The sequence below is a fragment of the Streptomyces sp. NPDC002690 genome (assembly GCF_053592415.1).
The window spans coordinates 1-15,156 of the sequence record NZ_JBSFVR010000175.1 but is presented as its reverse complement, the minus strand read 5'-3'; the positions used below and the strand labels follow the sequence as shown (position 1 = coordinate 15,156).

Genomic DNA, 15,156 nt, shown 5'->3' with positions numbered 1-15,156 from the left:
GTCCGGTGGAAGCCGCTCGGCCTCCACCGGACCCCTTCGCCGCGGGTCACGCGCCGTACGCCTTGAAGGCGGTCACATGCGCGCGCGGCGCCCCGTGCGTCGCGTCGACCACGATCCGCAGTGCACGGGTGCGTACGGGGCCGCCGTCCGCGTCCTCCAGCGCGTGTACGCGGTGCCGGCGGCGGTTGTCCGTCACCGTCAGGAGCGTGTGCCACACGCCTTCCGCGTCCCTGCTCTGGATGCGGTAGTCGCGTACGAGTTCCGGCATGACCTCGTAGGGCGTGCGGTGACGGTGCAGGTTGTTGAGGTATTCGTCGACGTCGTCGTCGAACACCAGTCGGGCTTCGGTGAGTTCCCGCTCGCCCTGCCAGTCGAGGCGGAGCCACTCGCCCGTGCCCCGCGGCCCGGAGGACCACATGCTCGGGCCGCCGTAGGGACGCTGGTAGCCGCCCACGGCACGCTCGGGGTGGAACGCCCTGGTGTCGGGGGCCGCCCGGAAGGCGAAGCACTGCCGGCGCAGACCGCGGGCCTGCCACTCCAGGACCAGCTGGCCCTCCTCCTCCGGGATGTCGTGGTCGACGGCGGCGTCCCCCTCGGCCTTCCTGCGCAGTGCGAGGACGCCGTCGGTCCGTTCGGGGAGCAGGACCAGGGCCGTGTCCTCACAGGCCCGGACGACGACGATCGCGTTCCGGGGGGTGTCGGGGTGGTGGTCGAGGCGGGCCGTCACCCAATGGGGGCCGCTGGGCGGGACGGTGACCGTGGTCGTCAGGAGATGGTCGGCGGGGACCGCGTTCTCGGGGGCTCCGGTACCCCACAGCTCCACGGTGAGTTCGCGGGCCCCGCCGTCCGGGGCGCCGTGGACGAGGAGGTCGATCGTGTCGAGTGCGGGATCGACCGGCACCAGGAGGGCGAGGTCGCGGTCGAGCGGGTACGGCGTACCGGGCACGTCAGCCGTGGGTTCGGCGGCCAGGCGGTCCAGGTGGGAGGAGGCGGTGACGCGGGCCGCGCGCGCCAGGTTGTCGGGGTCGTCGTCGGCGAGGCCGATCACCGAGGCGTCCTGGCGCAGCAGGGCGCGGCGTACCAGTTCCGGCCGTCGGGCGGCGAGTTCGCGCGGGGTGAGGCCCTCGGCGACGCAGAGGGCGGCGGCGGTTCCCGCGGCCTCGCCGAGAGTCGCGCAGGTGGCCATGACGCGGGTGGCCCCGAAGGCGATGTGGGTGGCGGAGATGTTGCGCCCGGCGAAGAGCAGGTTCGTGACGTTCACCGAGTACAGGGAGCGCAGGGGGATGTGGAAGATGCCGTCCGCGTACCGCTGGCGCGCGCCGGGCTCGTCGGCGTACATGCCCTGTACGGGGTGGAGGTCGACGGACCAGCCGCCGAAGGCGATCCGGTCGGGGAACTGGCGTTGCTGGAGGATGTCCCCCTGGGTGAGCACGTGGTCGCCGAGGAAGCGGCGGTACTCGCGCTTGCCGGGGAGGCTGCCCGCCCATTCCAGGGTGAGGTTCGCCGCGTCCGGGAAGTGGCCGGAGTTCTTGATGTGGTCCCAGACACCCGTGATCACGGCCTGGAGTTCGTCGCGGATGCGCTCGTTGTCATGGACGGTGTCGAGTTCGCCGCCCCATTCGATCCACCAGTAGTCGCAGCCGTTGTCGCCGGTGCGCAGGACGCGGTTGCGCAGGATCGGTGTGAGGGACAGGTCCTTGGCGTAGGCGGGCGGTACGAACTTCGTCGGCCGGCCGGTGTCCCTGCTGTGGAAGAGGAGTGTCGAGCCGAGCAGCGCCCGGTCCGCCTCACGGGGTGCCCAGGGCTCGTCGAACTCGGCCCGCGCCTCGCGGCCTATGCGGTACTGGGCGCCGGCGAGGTGGCCGAGCAGGCCGTCGCCGGTGCAGTCGAGGAACTGGCGCGCGTGGAAGGTGATGCGCCGCTCCGAGCCCATCATCCAGCCGGTGCAGGAGCGCACCTCCCGGCTGTCGGCGGGGCCGCTCGCCTCGACCTCGCGCACGTCGGTATTGAGGTAGAGGTCGATGTTCGGTTCGGCGCGGACGGCGTCGAGGACCACCTGATCCCAGTAGTAAGGGTTCCCCTCGGGGTTGCGGTACTGGTTCTCGGTGTACAGCTCGCCCATGATCCCGGTCTCGCGGGCCCAGCGGTGCACGCCGTGTGCGGTGGCGCCGCACACCCAGACGCGGACCTCACTGCTGGCGTTGCCGCCCAGCACGGGGCGGTTGTTGACCAGGGCGACGCGTCGGCCGAGCCGGGCCGCGGCGATGGCCGCGCAGGTCCCTGCCAATCCGCCGCCGATCACGGCGATGTCGTAATGGACCTCTTCTTCCCGCACGGTGCGGCCTCCTTGATGTGAAGCTCGGATACTCCCCGCCGGAGCGGAGCGGCCTCGAACGTACATCACATGCATATTGTGCAACCACTGTTCAGACAGTGGGATTCGTTGTAAGTTCCGTTGCGGCCACCGACCTGGCCGCCGCCAGCCGAAGTGCAGGCTCAGGGCAGGTGGGGCGAGTGCGCCGGTCACGCACAGAACCGGCGATTCACCGACCAAAAGGGTTGACTCCATCGCGTTATATGGAGAACGATCCCGCATGCTGCAACTTGAATTCACTGGGGCGGGATGAAGTTCACACAGAGCCCCAGCACCCCCGCCCCGTTCGAGAGGACAGATCCATGAGTACGGCCGCACCTCCCCAGAAGGCGCCCCCGCCCCGCGAGCGGGCCGGCGGACGGCTCTCCAACGGTGCGTTCGCCCTGCTGCTGACCGCGCCGGGACTCGCCCTGTTCGCGGCGATCATCTTCTACCCGCTGCTCTCGGCACTGTTCACCGGCTTCTTCAAGCAGGATCTGCGGCTGCCGGGCCGGGAGTTCGTCGGCCTGGACAACTTCACCTACTGGCTGGACGGCGACTTCCTCACCATCCTCAAGCAGACGCTGGTCTTCACCGTCGGCGCGACGCTCGTGCCCTTCGTCCTCGGCTTCGCGCTCGCGCTCGCGCTGAACACGGGCCTCAAGGGCAGCGGCTTCCTGCGCGGCCTGTTCCTGTTCCCCTGGGTGATCCCGGGGGTGGTGGTCTCCTTCCTCTGGATGTGGATCTTCAACGCGAACTACGGGGTGCTCAACGGCGTCCTCATGAAGGCCGGGATCATCGAGGAGTCCGTGGCCTGGCTCGGGCAGCCCGGCACCGCGATGCTCGCCGTCATCGTCACCAAGGCGTGGGCCAGCTTCCCCTGGATGATGGTGATGCTCCTGGCCGGTCTGCAGACCGTGCCGAGGGAGCTGCACGAAGCGGCCTCGATGGACGGTGCGGGCTCGATCCGTCGCTTCTTCAACGTCACCTGGCCGCAGGTCCGCGGTGTCGCCTCGATCGTGCTCCTGCTGGAGTTCATCTGGAACTTCCAGCACTTCGACACCATCTACGTCCTCACCGGCGGCGGACCGGCCGGCACCACCGAGACCTTCGCGACCGCCGTGTACCAGACAGCGTTCAAGGGGTTCGACATCGGCAGGGCCACCGCGCTGGGCGGCCTGTGGATGCTGCTCCTGCTGCTCCTCGTCGCCGTGTACCTCAGGATCACCGAGCGGAAGGGCGACGCCTGATGACCTCCACCACCTCCACCCCGCTGTCCGCCGTCGAGAAGCCGCAGGCCGCCACGCGGACCGCGGGCGCCATCCGGCCCGGGGGCAGGGCCCGGCGCCGCATGCGCAAGGACCTGCTGCGCTCGCGGATCGCCGCCTGGAGCGCGGTCGTCGTCATCGGGGCCTTCGGTCTGCTGCCGGTCTACTGGCTGCTCGCCACCGCGCTGAGCACCCCCGAGTCGACCTTCCAGTTCCCGCCGAGGCTGATACCCACCGACCTCACCCTCAGCAACTTCACGGCCCTGGCCGACAACGACCAGTTGATCAAGTACATGGTCAACTCGCTCATCGTGGCCTCGATCACCGCCGTACTGAGCGTGGTCGTCGCCACGTACATGGGCTACTCGTTCTCCAAGTTCCGCTACACGGGGCGACGATCGCTGATGCACCTGGTGCTCGCCTCGCAGATGTTTCCCCAGGCACTGCTGCTGGTGACGCTGTACACCGTCTTCTCCAGCTTCGGCATGCTCAACACGTACACCGCCCTGGTGCTCTCCTTCACCACGTTCACCATGCCGCTGTGCGTCTGGATGCTGAAGGGCATCTTCGACACCATCCCGGACGCCCTGCTGGAGGCGGCGTCCATCGACGGCGCGTCCCGGTGGCGGACGCTGCACTCCATCGTGGCGCCGCTCGCCGCGCCCGGGATGATCGCCGCGGGGCTCTTCGCCTTCGTCCGCGGCTGGAACGACTTCATCTTCGCGCTGACCCTGGCCGACAAGGAGAAGCAGACGCTGCCTCCCGGCCTCGTCTCCACCTACATCGGTGAATTCCAGACCGCCTGGCCCCAGTTGATGGCGGCTTCGCTCGTGGTGTCCATCCCGGTGGTGGTCGCCTTCATGTTCCTGCAGCGCTACCTCGTCGGCGGCATGACCGCCGGTTCGGTCAAGAGCTGAACACACGGGATCACCCCGTGCCCGCACGTTCCTACCCTCCCGCTCACTCCCCATGGAGAGATCATGACCACCTCTGGCATCAGCCGGCGCGGCGCGCTGCGCATGTTCGGCATCGGCGCGCTCGGTGTGGCGGGCGCCGGTGTGCTCAGCGCCTGCGCACCCTCCGGCTCGGGCTCCGCCTCGACCGGCGACACGAAGTCCAAGGACTTCGACTTCACCTCGTGGTCGCTCAACGAGGAGGCCGCCAAGCCCTCGATCGAGAAGATCATCGCGGCTTGGGAGAAGGCCGAGAACTCCAAGATCCGCGCGGTGTCGTACCCGTACAACGAGTACCTGAGCCAGCTCACCCTGAAACTCGGCGGCGGGCAGACGACGGGCGCGGTGCACCTGGACATCGCGTGGCTCGCCGCCATGGCCCAGATGGGCAGACTGGCGGACCTCGGAGCGGTGGCCGGCAAGGGCGGCTACACGGACGTGGCGCTGAACAGCGGTAAGTACGACGGCACGCAGTACGGGCTGCCGTGGAACACCGGCTCGATCGGCGTCATCGCCAACTCGCATCTCCTGGAGAAGGCCGGGATCAAGGAGCACCCCACCACCGTCGAGGAGTTCGAGGCCGCGCTGAAGGAGCTGAAGGGGCTCGGCGGCGGTGTGGTGCCGTACGCCGCCGCCACCAAGGTCGCCCAGCTCAAGGACATCTTCCCGTGGATGCAGACCTTCGGCTGCAAGCTGCTCGACGGCGGGAAGGTCACCATAGGCGACGACGCCTCGATCGACGCGGTCACCTGGTACAAGAAGCTGCACGACCAGAAGCTGATCGCCGCCGACGTGGACCGTTTCGACGCGCGCGCCCTGTTCGGGCAGGGGAAGGCCGCCTTCTACGACGACGCGATCATCGGCAAGGGCGTGACCTCCGCCCAGTCCAAGGACAAGACGCTGGCCGACGCCATGCAGCCGATGGAGCGACCGGTGCTCAAGGCCGGGGACACGCCCCAGGCGCTGCTGTGGGGCGGAGTGATCGCGATCGTGAAGGGCAAGGGGCAGGACGCGGCGACCGAGTTCGCGCTGCACACCACCACCGACCTGGCGACCACCTCCCAGTACTTCGCCGAACGCGCGCTGCCGCCGTCCACCACCGCGGGTCTGGCCGCTCCCGAGGTCGCCAAGGACACTTTCTCCACGGAGTGGACCAGCAAGATCACCAAAACGGCGACCGGCAGCCCCTTCTGGCAGTTCGCGCAGAACTCTCAGATCGAGGAGGCCGTCGCCAAACAGGTGCAGGCCGTCCTCGTCGGCACGTCGAAGCCGAAGGACGCGATGAAGCAGGCCGGCGAGGAGGCCGCCGCGCTCATCAAGCGCTGAGGCCCCCACGAGCCCGGCCCGGTCCGTCCCGAAGGGCCATGGCACCGCGGTCCGGGCCCCGCGGCCGCCCCACGCCCCGCCGGGCCCCGCCCCCGATCCCACCCGCACGACGACCGCGGCCGGCCGGCCCTCGGGCCGTCGCCGCCCGCGTCATCTCCACGCCCGCACCCGCGAACGAGCAAAGGAGCTCATCATGCGACGTCCCACGGCACGCACGTACACCGCCTCGGCCACCGCCCTGGCCGCCCTCCTGCTGGCCGTCCCGGCCGCCGGGGCGGCCGACACCGCGCAGGGCGCGGCAGCCGCGACGACGGTGATCGAGAAGGTCCCCTACGCGATGGACTCGTCGAACCAGGCCGCCTGGTGGACGCCGGCGGCCACGTACAAGGGCCGCGGTCAGTACACCTACTTCGCCTTCAACGAGCCGGGCTCGACGGCCGCCACGCACCGGCCCGCCATCGCCCGGCGCGACCCGGACGGGGTGTGGAGCCGCCTGCCGTTGCTGAACAGCGACGGGCAGCAGGCCGAGTTCGCCGACGACAACGGGCACAACCAGCCGTCGATCGCCCGCGACGGCAGCGGTCGTCTGCACGTCTTCACCTCCATGCACGCCAATGCCTGGCGCTACTACCGCACCGAGGCCCCCGGCGGCGACGTCACCGACCACGCGTCCGAGCTGCCCGACCAGGGCGTGGGCATCACCTACCCGGTCATCACCACCGCCCCCAACGGAGACCTGTATCTCGCCGCCCGCGTCGGTGCCGGCTCCGACCAGCGCCCCGGCAAGCTCTACCGCTGGGACAACGCCGCTTCCCGCTGGAGCACGGTCGCGACCTTCGCGGGCGTACTGAACCGCTCCGTGTACCCCGACGACATCACGGTGGACGCCTCCGGCCGGGTGCACATCCTCTGGGAGTGGGCGAAGGCGCCGGCGACCGCGTTCCGCCACCAGCTCTCGTACCTGACCTACGACCCGTCGACCGGTGCCTTCGCGGACAGCACCGGCGCGACCGTCACCACCCCGGTCACGCCCGCCACCTCCGACGTGATCCAGGACCTCACCGCGGGCGAGGAGTGGAGCATCGACAACGCCTACACCGGTCCTGCGGTGCAGAGCGCCAAGCTCACCCTCGACGGCTCCACGCCGAAGGTCGCCTACCGCTACCGTTCGGCCGACAGCGGCGGCGACTTCCGTGTGTACTACGCCTATCCGAGCGGCACCGGCTGGGTGGGCAAGACCGTGTACGCCGGCGGTCAGACCGCGGCCGCCCTCGGCATCACCTGGGACCCGACGGACACCAAGCGGATCTACTACGTGACCACCTCGGGCACCGACCGGGTATTCTCCGCGACGCAGTCGGCGGACGGGGCGTGGACCGCGCAGTCCGCCGCCCCCGGCGTGAGCGCGGACCGACTCGCGGTGCGGCGCGACTCGGACGGTCACGACGTGCTCTATCTTCCGGACACCGCGCACAACTCGCTCTACTACGGCATTCGTTGAGGTAGCGGCTGCCGCCCGTGCCGTCCGTACGAGGGACCGGACCGCCCCCGTACGGACGGCACGGGCACTCAGGTCGCCGGCCTGCTCGCCAGGTACTCGTCCAGTCCCGCACCGGTGAGCGGGTAGTAGTCGGAGAGCAGGCCACCCTCGTCGAGGCGGAGGCGCGCGAACGCCTCGCGGTCCTGGTGCAGAAGCGCGTCCTCGGCCAGCGGGACCGCCCGGTCCTGCGGCACGACCACCGCGCCGTCCTCGTCGGCCACGATCAGGTCCCCCGGTGTGACCAGCGTTCCGCCGACACCGACCGGCACGTTGAACGCGGAGGGGAAGAGCTCCGTCTGCGAGGCGTAGTGCGGGGTGACACCGGTGCACCAGACCGGCACGCCGAGGGCCCGGATCCGAGCCGCGTCCCGCACCCGCCCGTCCACCACGATCCCGGCGCCGCCGCGCAGTTTGAAGTAGCGCACCAGCATGTCGCCCAGACAGCCGGTGAAGTGGCTCCCCTGCGCCGCGATCACCAGCACATCACCGGGTCTGATCGACTCCAGCACCCCCCACAGCGGGGTCTTGCGCTCGATGTCCTCCTGTTCGGCGCCGTTGAAGACGTCCTCGCGCTGCGGCAGGAACTGCAGGGTCACCGCACCCCCGGTGACCTTGACGTCCGGCTCCCGGTGCAGTGGCACAGGTCCGTCGATGAAGGTCCGGGTGATGCCCAGCTGGTGCAGCTTCGCGCAGGCGGTCGCCGCACTCACTTCGCCGAGCGCCTCCACCATCCGCCGGGTCGGTCTCCGGAAGGAAGCGGTGTGGACCGGCGCCCGCATCGACTCGTAGACCGGGGTCTCCCCCGTCTCGGCCGTTCCTTGACTGCTGCTCGGCTTCATTCACATGCCTCTCCGCGCGCTCTCCGCACGCAACACCAGTGACATCATCGCCTATCGATGGTAGATAACCTCCTATCGATTAGTGCTGTCAATCCGTCAGGAGCCTTACGTGACCACTGAGTCCGGCGGCTGGTTCGAGACCGCGCGCTTCGGACTGTTCGTCCACTTCGGCCTGTACAGCCTCGCCGCGCGCCACGAGTGGGTGCGCAGCCGGGAGACCATGTCGCAGGCGGCGTACGACCGTTACCTGGAACGGTTCGACCCCGATCTGTTCGACGCACGCCAACTCGCCCGCGAGACACGGGAGGCGGGGATGCGTTACGCGGTACTCACCGCCAAGCACCACGACGGGTTCTGCCTCTTCGACTCGTCACTGACCGACTACACCTCGGTGCGGGCTGCCGGCCGGGACCTGGTGGCGGAGTTCGCTGAGGCGATGCGCGCGGAGGGACTGCGGGTCGGCCTCTACTACTCGCTCCTCGACTGGCACCACCCCGGCTTCCCGGTCGACGAGCACCATCCGCTGCGCGGCTCGCGGGACGCCCGGACGACGGAGGACCTGGCGGGCTACCGGGCGTACATGCGGGGCCAGATGGCCGAGTTGCTCACCGGCTACGGAGAGATCGACCTGCTCTTCTTCGACTTCACGTACCCGGGCATGGGGCCGGAGCAGTGGGGGGCGAAGGAGCTGATGGAGACGGTCCGTGAACTGCGGCCCGGCATCCTCGTGAACGACCGGCTGGGCATACCCGGCGACTACGTGACACCCGAGCAGTACCAGCCCGACCGACCGCTGGAACGCGACGGCGCACCGGTGCGGTGGGAGGCGTGCCAGACGCTCAACGGGTCCTGGGGCTACGACCGCGACAACCACGACTACAAGGACCCGTCCCAGTTGGTCCGGATGCTGGTCCAGTCCGTCTCCTGCGGCGGCAATCTGATCCTCAACGTCGGCCCCACCGGGCGGGGTTCGCTCGACCCGCGGGCCCGCGACACCTTGCGCGCCATCGCGGAGTGGAGCACCGGGCACGCCCGCGCCGTGCACGGTGCGGGACCCTCCGCCTTCCCGCCTCCGGCGAACACCCTGTACACACAGGCCGGCGACCGGCTGTATCTGCACCTGCTCGCCTGGCCGTTCGGGCATGTCCATCTCCCTGGCCTGGCCGGGCGGGTGCGCTATGCCCAACTGCTGCACGACGGCTCGGAGATCGCCTTCCACGAGGTCGACGGAGCCCGCCACGAGCACAACAACCTGGCGCCGCCGAGCCAGCCGCCGGGCACGTTGACCCTGAAACTGCCCACCGGACGGCCCGACGTGCTGCTGCCGGTGATCGAACTCTTCCTGGAGCCGGTCGAGTCGACCGTATGAGCGACCGCGTGCACGCGGCCGGGAGTACGAGGCCACGTGCACGCGTCCGGGCGGCGCGGGACCGGGAGCAAGCGGTTTCGGCAGCACCCTTGAACATGCGGGGTGCCACCCCTAGCATCAACAATCGATAGGCGATTATTGCAATCACTTATCGGGAGCCGACCGCACTGTCCGGACGCGGCACCCCACCCCCTTCCTGCCGAACTCCCATGACCGCCCGCGCTGCACGTCAGCCGTCGATCATTCATGACTACGCAATGGAGCGTGTCCGATGAGAACCATGTGGCACCGAGCCTCCGCACTCGCCGTGGCTCCGCTCGTGATGGCATCCGCCGTCGCCTGCGGAGGGAGCGGGTCCGACGAGGCCGCGGGGGGCACGACTCTCCGCATCATCGTCAACATCTCGCCGAACCTGACGGAGCAGTACTGGAAGGGCCTCTTCGCCACGTACGAGAAGAGCCATCCCGGCGTGCACGTGAAGCTGGAACTGACAGGAACGGTCTCCGCCAACGCCAAGCTCACCCAGGACCTCGCGGCCGGCGATCCGCCGGACATCGCCCAGCAGATCGTCCCGTCCCCCGACACCGCCAAACTCTTCGCCGACCTCTCCGACCAGGCGTGGACGAAGGACACACCCCTGGCCGACCAGTACGCCGTGGGCGGCAAGACGTACATGGTGGGGGTGGGCGAGCAGATCCAGTCACTGGTCTTCTACAACAAGGCGGCCTTCGCCAAGGGCGGTGTGGACGCCTCACGGATCCGGACGCTGGATCAGTTCACCGCCGCCATGGGCAGTCTGAAGGACGCGGGCTACAAGCCGCTGCAGACCGCCGGCCAGTGGGTGACGGGCGGGCAGTTCTCGATGATGGCCGACGCCGGTGTGCTCACCGAGAACCCGCAGTGGATCAAGCAGCGCAACGCCGGCGACGTCTCCTTCGCCGACAGCGGCTATGTGCCGTACCTGAAGCGCTACGAGCAGTGGATCGACAAGGGGTACCTGGAGAAGAGCGCGCTGGGACTGACCTACACCGACGGGCAGACGGCGTTCCTCGACGGCAAGTCGGCGATGTACATGATGGGTTCCTTCTTCGTGCCCGCGGCGGACGCGGCGAAGAAGAGCGACGAGATCGGGGTCTTCACGATGCCGACGGACGGCGCCTACCCGTCCGGCCAGTTCGGCAACGTCTCGAACCCCTACACCGTCGTCGACCAGTCGCACCACAAGGCCGAGGCGATCGAGTTCGTCAAGTGGCTCGTCACCGACGAGGAAGCCATCCGGAGCCAGCTCGCAGCCGACGGCAACATGCGCACGGGCTTCGCCTACCCCATGTCCAGCCTCGGCACCGCGGTGCAGAAGATCCTCGACACGACGCCGTCGGTGCTCGTGAAGTCCGGTGAGAACCAGCCGGTCGCCGGGTTCAGCGACGCGCTCAACACGCAAATCCAGTCCCTGTACACGGGCACCTCCGCGAAGGATGCCGCGCGCGGATTGGACAAGTGGTGGAACTCGCAGAACTGAAGCCCGGCAGGATGCCCACCGTCGCCGCCCCCACGCCCACCGTCGCCGCCGCCCCGCCCCCAGGCGCCGCCTCCGGCCGCGGACGGGCCCGGTTCCGCGAGGCGGCCGTCACGCTGGGCATGATGGGCCCGGCCGTACTCCTCTACACCGTGCTGACGATCGTGCCCGTGGGCGTGGCGGTCTACCTCAGCTTCACCGACTGGGACGGCTTCTCCACCGCGAAGCTCATCGGCTGGGAGAACTACAAACACCTCTTCGACGACCCGAGTTCGACGGACGCCTGGTACGTGACCGCGGTGATCACCGTGATCGGCACCGTCCTGATGGTCGGCGCGGGCCTGGTGTACGCGCTGATCCTCAAGGGCCGGTCCCGTACGAACTCCTTCTTCCGCGCCGTCGCCTACTTCCCGCACGTGATCAGCGCGTTGGTCCTGGGCTATCTGTGGGCGGCGATCCTGGGCACGAACGGAGCCGTGAACAACACCCTCGCCAAGTTCGGCCTGGAGCCGATCGGCTTTCTCTTCGACGAGCGGTTCGCGCTGTACACCCTGATCGGTGTCATCGTGTGGGCCGGATTCGGCTTCAACGTCGTCCTGTTCGTGGCCGCCCTGCAGACCGTCCCGGCCGAGCTCCTGGAGGCGGCGGCGATCGACGGCGCCGGCAGGCGGCAGATCAACCTGCGCATCGTGATCCCGATGATCGCGCCCGTGGTCACCGTGGCGACCGTCCTGAACCTGGTCGGCCTGCTCAGGGCCTACGACATCGTCGTCAGCCTCACCGGCGGCGGACCGGCCGGTTCCACCCAGACCTTCACCTATCTCATTCTCGCCCGGTCCTTCGAGGGCACCAAGGTCGGTTACGCGACGGCACAGGCGGTCTTCCTGATGGTCGTCTCCGCCGTGCTCGCCCTGGTCGTGACCGCGCTGCGCAACCGCCAAGACCAAGCTGCGACCGGTTAGGAGCCGATGGTGGTCGTCACCGAACCAAGCATCCGCCGCACCCCGCGGACCGCACCGGTTCCGGCCCCGGAGATCTCTCCGGCGGAACGGCGGGAGTCCCGCTCACCCCTGCGCCTGGTGCTTCTCGGCCTGCTGTTCGTCGTCATGATCGTGCCGGTGTACCTGCTCGTCGTGAATGCCTTCAAATCGCAGGCCGACATCCTCGACAGCCCGTTCTCGATCCCCCTCGACGGGCTGACCTTCGAGCACATGTCCGAAGCCATCAGCAATCCGCAGTACAACGTCATCGGCGGCTACGGCTTCACCCTGTTCCTCGTCGTCACCGTGGACGTCCTGTGCATCGCGCTGGCAGGACCTGCGGCGTACGCGATCGCGCGCAGCCTGAAGAAGCGGACGCAGCTGGTGCTGCTCTACTTCCTGGCCGGCACGTTCATCCCCGGCGCGGCCGTGATCATCCCGGTGATCTACGTACTGCGCGAGATCGGTCTCGCCAACACCGTGACCGGTCTGATCGCGCACGACGTGGCCTCGACGCTGCCGGTCAGCATCTTCCTGTTCGTGGGCTTCATCCGCGCGATTCCGGTGGACATCGACCATGCGGCGACGATCGATGGCGCGGGCCGCTACCGGACGTTCTGGACCATCATCTTCCCGCTGATGCGTCCGGCGGTCGTCACTGTCCTGATCCTCAACTCCATCGGGATCTGGAACGACTTCATCTCGCCCCAGATCCTGCTCAGCCCGTCGTCGGGTCATTACACGGTGACCACGGCGATCTACGCGGGCATCAGCCAGTACTCCACCGACCTGACGAAGGTGTTCCCCAACCTTCTCCTCGCCGTCGCGCCCGTGATCATCTTCTTCATCTACATGCAGCGCCACATCATCAGCGGTCTGACGGTGGGCGCGGTGAAGGGATGAGCGGGCGGATCGCTCCCCTCCGAGGCCGTGTGTCGAAAGTCCCGCAGAGAAAGGACCATCCAGTGTCGAGAAGATGGTGGCCACGCCCCCGTACGGGTCCGTGGTCCGCAGCCACCCTGCTCGCTTCGCTCCTTGTGGTGGTGGCCGCCGTTCCGGCAGGCGCCCACCCGCACCCGCACAAGCCCCTGGCCGGCACGGTCTACTACGTCGGTCCGTCGGGCCTGGACTCCCGCCAGGGCACCACCCCGGGCCAGGCGTTCCAGCACATCCAGCGGTGCGCCGACGTCATGGGGCCCGGAGACACCTGTCTGATCCAGTCCGGCACCTACGCCGAGACCGTCGTACCGGCCCGGTCGGGCACCGCCGCCCTGCCGATCACCTACCGCGCGGCGCCGGGTGCGACGGTGACGCTGAGCGGGACCGCACCGGTGCGGGGCTTCTCGCCGGTCACCGGCGCGGACGTCACCGAGATCGCCGCGACTGATCCGTACGCCCAGGACTCGGCGTTCAGCGACGCCGTGGCGGCGGGGCACGTCTACAGCACCTCCGTCGACCTGGGCTCCGACGTGACGACCGTGCAGGTCTTCACCGACAAGAAGGCGGGAGTCGAGGCGCAGTGGCCCTACCCGGGGCTCGACCTGCTCGACCCCACGCTGGAGTACGCGGGCGCCGGGAGCGCGGACGCGACCATCGCGGACGCTGCGCTGACCCGGCCCGCCGGGTACTGGAACGGCGCGCGGGCCCTGACCGGCTACTGGTACATCTCGGCGACCGGCACGGTGCAGAGCTCCGCCGTCGGCTCGGTGACGCTCGACGTGGCGCCCCCGTGCGTGCACAAGGTCGTACCCGGTGAAACGCGGTACGCCCTCGCCGGGAAGATCGGTGAACTCTCCCGGCCCGGCGAGTGGTTCTACGATCCCTCCGCGAAGCGTCTGTACCTCTACAGCGAGGACGACCCCGCCGCGCACACCGTCGAGGCGAGGTCCCGCGCGCTCGCCTTCGACCTGACGGCCGCGAGCCACACCACGGTGGCGGACGTCGGGCTGTTCGCCGCCACCATCAGAACGGGGCCGACCAGCACGGGCGTGACGCTGGACGGGATCAAGGGCACGTATCTGTCGCACTACACCGACATCACGCGCGGCGCGACGGACTGCGGCAGCACGGTGACGCGCGGCGTCGGCGACACGGGCATCGTCCTCGACGGCACGTACAACACCATCGTCAACAGTGACCTGTCACTGAGCGCGGGCAACGGCATCGCGCTGCGCGGACAGAACAACACCGCCACGAACAACGTCATCCACGACGTCGACTACATGGGGACGTACGCGGCGGGCGTCGCCGTGCAGGGCAACAGCCAGACGGTCACGCACAACACGATCAGCCGGGTCGGCCGCAGCGGCATCAACCTCCAGTGGAACACGGTGGAGGGCCTCGCCCCGGGCAAGGACCTGATCGCGTACAACGACATCTCGGGGTACGCCCGCCTCAGCCTGGACGTCGCCGCGATCTACACCTGCTGCAGCGCCTACATGATGGGGACGTCCATCGACCACAACGTGCTGCACGATCCGGAGCCGGCCACCACGCTCACCACCTTCGGGATCTCGGGTGTCTACGCCGACAACGGTCAGAGCGACCTGGTGATCGCGAACAACGTGGGCTGGGGCAACCGGGAGGGCACCGTGATGCTGAACGGTCTGGGCACCGGCTCGCACGACAACGGCGTGTACAACAACACCGGCGGAATGACCCTGTTCTACGTCAAGGAGCCGGGGCAGTCCACCGGGACGAAGATCTACAACAACGTCGGCGCCATCCGCGGTCTGACCGGTGCCACCGACGGCGGACTCGTGCTCTCCAACAACCTCCCAGCCGAGACGGATCCGCTCTTCGTCGACGCGGCCGGGCACGACTTCCGGCTGACCGCCGACTCCCCCGCCCGCGGGCAGGCGATCGCCCTGCCGGGCATCAACGACGGCTCGACGGACGCGACGCCGAGCCTGGGCGCCTATCAGTACGGGGCGCCGAAATGGACGGCGGGCGCCGTCCGTTGAGTGACGCATCGTAAAGCGTGTTGCGAAAGGCCCGAGCCGGATGTCCGGC

General features: G+C 68.9%; 11 protein-coding genes. 9 read left to right on the top strand and 2 right to left on the bottom strand.

The features are described 5' to 3' along the window. Nucleotides 1-46: 46 nt before the first annotated feature. Entirely contained in the window at nucleotides 47-2,335 is a 2,289-nt protein-coding gene (locus tag ACWD3D_RS21460) for an FAD-dependent oxidoreductase (RefSeq protein ID WP_451462434.1), read from the bottom strand. Between the two features lie 341 nt (nucleotides 2,336-2,676). Here ACWD3D_RS21460 and ACWD3D_RS21455 point away from each other — a divergent pair, with 341 nt between their 5' ends. From ACWD3D_RS21455 to ACWD3D_RS21440, 4 genes are all read left to right on the top strand, one after another. Then, on the top strand, nucleotides 2,677-3,603 hold the full coding sequence (locus ACWD3D_RS21455; protein WP_451462433.1) for a carbohydrate ABC transporter permease: 927 nt from the start codon (nucleotides 2,677-2,679) through the stop codon (nucleotides 3,601-3,603). Further along, nucleotides 3,603-4,538 carry a carbohydrate ABC transporter permease gene (locus ACWD3D_RS21450; RefSeq protein ID WP_451462432.1) on the top strand — a complete coding sequence of 312 codons (936 nt, stop codon included), beginning with the start codon at nucleotides 3,603-3,605 and terminating at the stop codon, nucleotides 4,536-4,538. Before ACWD3D_RS21455 ends, ACWD3D_RS21450 begins: the two co-directional genes overlap by 1 nt. A 63-nt stretch (nucleotides 4,539-4,601) precedes the next feature. Next, nucleotides 4,602-5,900, top strand: a complete 1,299-nt coding sequence (locus tag ACWD3D_RS21445; RefSeq protein ID WP_451462431.1) for a sugar ABC transporter substrate-binding protein — start codon at nucleotides 4,602-4,604, stop codon at nucleotides 5,898-5,900. A gap of 193 nt (nucleotides 5,901-6,093) precedes the next feature. Beyond that, nucleotides 6,094-7,401 (top strand): BNR-4 repeat-containing protein, encoded by a 1,308-nt coding sequence (locus ACWD3D_RS21440; RefSeq protein ID WP_451462430.1) that lies wholly within the window; start codon nucleotides 6,094-6,096, stop codon nucleotides 7,399-7,401. A 68-nt stretch (nucleotides 7,402-7,469) separates the two neighbouring features. Here ACWD3D_RS21440 and ACWD3D_RS21435 read toward each other — a convergent pair whose 3' ends face one another. Next, nucleotides 7,470-8,279: an RraA family protein gene (locus tag ACWD3D_RS21435; protein ID WP_451462429.1), complete on the bottom strand. Its 810-nt coding sequence runs from the start codon at nucleotides 8,277-8,279 to the stop codon at nucleotides 7,470-7,472. A 109-nt stretch (nucleotides 8,280-8,388) separates the two neighbouring features. Here ACWD3D_RS21435 and ACWD3D_RS21430 point away from each other — a divergent pair, with 109 nt between their 5' ends. The 5 genes from ACWD3D_RS21430 (at nucleotide 8,389) to ACWD3D_RS21410 (ending at nucleotide 15,107) form a co-directional block, all read left to right on the top strand. Beyond that, complete coding sequence (locus ACWD3D_RS21430; protein WP_451462428.1) at nucleotides 8,389-9,648, top strand: alpha-L-fucosidase; 1,260 nt, start codon at nucleotides 8,389-8,391, stop codon at nucleotides 9,646-9,648. A gap of 271 nt (nucleotides 9,649-9,919) precedes the next feature. Continuing rightward, nucleotides 9,920-11,167, top strand: coding sequence for an ABC transporter substrate-binding protein (locus ACWD3D_RS21425; RefSeq protein WP_451462427.1), 1,248 nt, complete (start codon nucleotides 9,920-9,922; stop codon nucleotides 11,165-11,167). Further along, nucleotides 11,146-12,126, top strand: coding sequence for a carbohydrate ABC transporter permease (locus ACWD3D_RS21420; RefSeq protein ID WP_451462426.1), 981 nt, complete (start codon nucleotides 11,146-11,148; stop codon nucleotides 12,124-12,126). Before ACWD3D_RS21425 ends, ACWD3D_RS21420 begins: the two co-directional genes overlap by 22 nt. A 6-nt stretch (nucleotides 12,127-12,132) precedes the next feature. Next, nucleotides 12,133-13,047: a carbohydrate ABC transporter permease gene (locus tag ACWD3D_RS21415; protein WP_451462425.1), complete on the top strand. Its 915-nt coding sequence runs from the start codon at nucleotides 12,133-12,135 to the stop codon at nucleotides 13,045-13,047. 62 nt (nucleotides 13,048-13,109) lie between these two features. Continuing rightward, the gene (locus ACWD3D_RS21410; protein WP_451462424.1) at nucleotides 13,110-15,107 is read left to right on the top strand and encodes a right-handed parallel beta-helix repeat-containing protein; all 1,998 of its coding nucleotides are present in this window, start codon (nucleotides 13,110-13,112) and stop codon (nucleotides 15,105-15,107) included. Nucleotides 15,108-15,156 lie beyond the last annotated feature (49 nt).

Bases quoted from the DNA above. Each gene is read 5' to 3' on its own strand.
- ACWD3D_RS21455 (WP_451462433.1), top strand. From the start codon at position 2,677: ATGAGTACGGCCGCACCTCCCCAGAAGGCGCCCCCGCCCCGCGAGCGG.
- ACWD3D_RS21450 (WP_451462432.1), top strand. From the start codon at position 3,603: ATGACCTCCACCACCTCCACCCCGCTGTCCGCCGTCGAGAAGCCGCAG.
- ACWD3D_RS21445 (WP_451462431.1), top strand. From the start codon at position 4,602: ATGACCACCTCTGGCATCAGCCGGCGCGGCGCGCTGCGCATGTTCGGC.
- ACWD3D_RS21440 (WP_451462430.1), top strand. From the start codon at position 6,094: ATGCGACGTCCCACGGCACGCACGTACACCGCCTCGGCCACCGCCCTG.
- ACWD3D_RS21435 (WP_451462429.1), bottom strand. From the start codon at position 8,279: ATGAAGCCGAGCAGCAGTCAAGGAACGGCCGAGACGGGGGAGACCCCG.
- ACWD3D_RS21425 (WP_451462427.1), top strand. From the start codon at position 9,920: ATGAGAACCATGTGGCACCGAGCCTCCGCACTCGCCGTGGCTCCGCTC.
- ACWD3D_RS21415 (WP_451462425.1), top strand. From the start codon at position 12,133: ATGGTGGTCGTCACCGAACCAAGCATCCGCCGCACCCCGCGGACCGCA.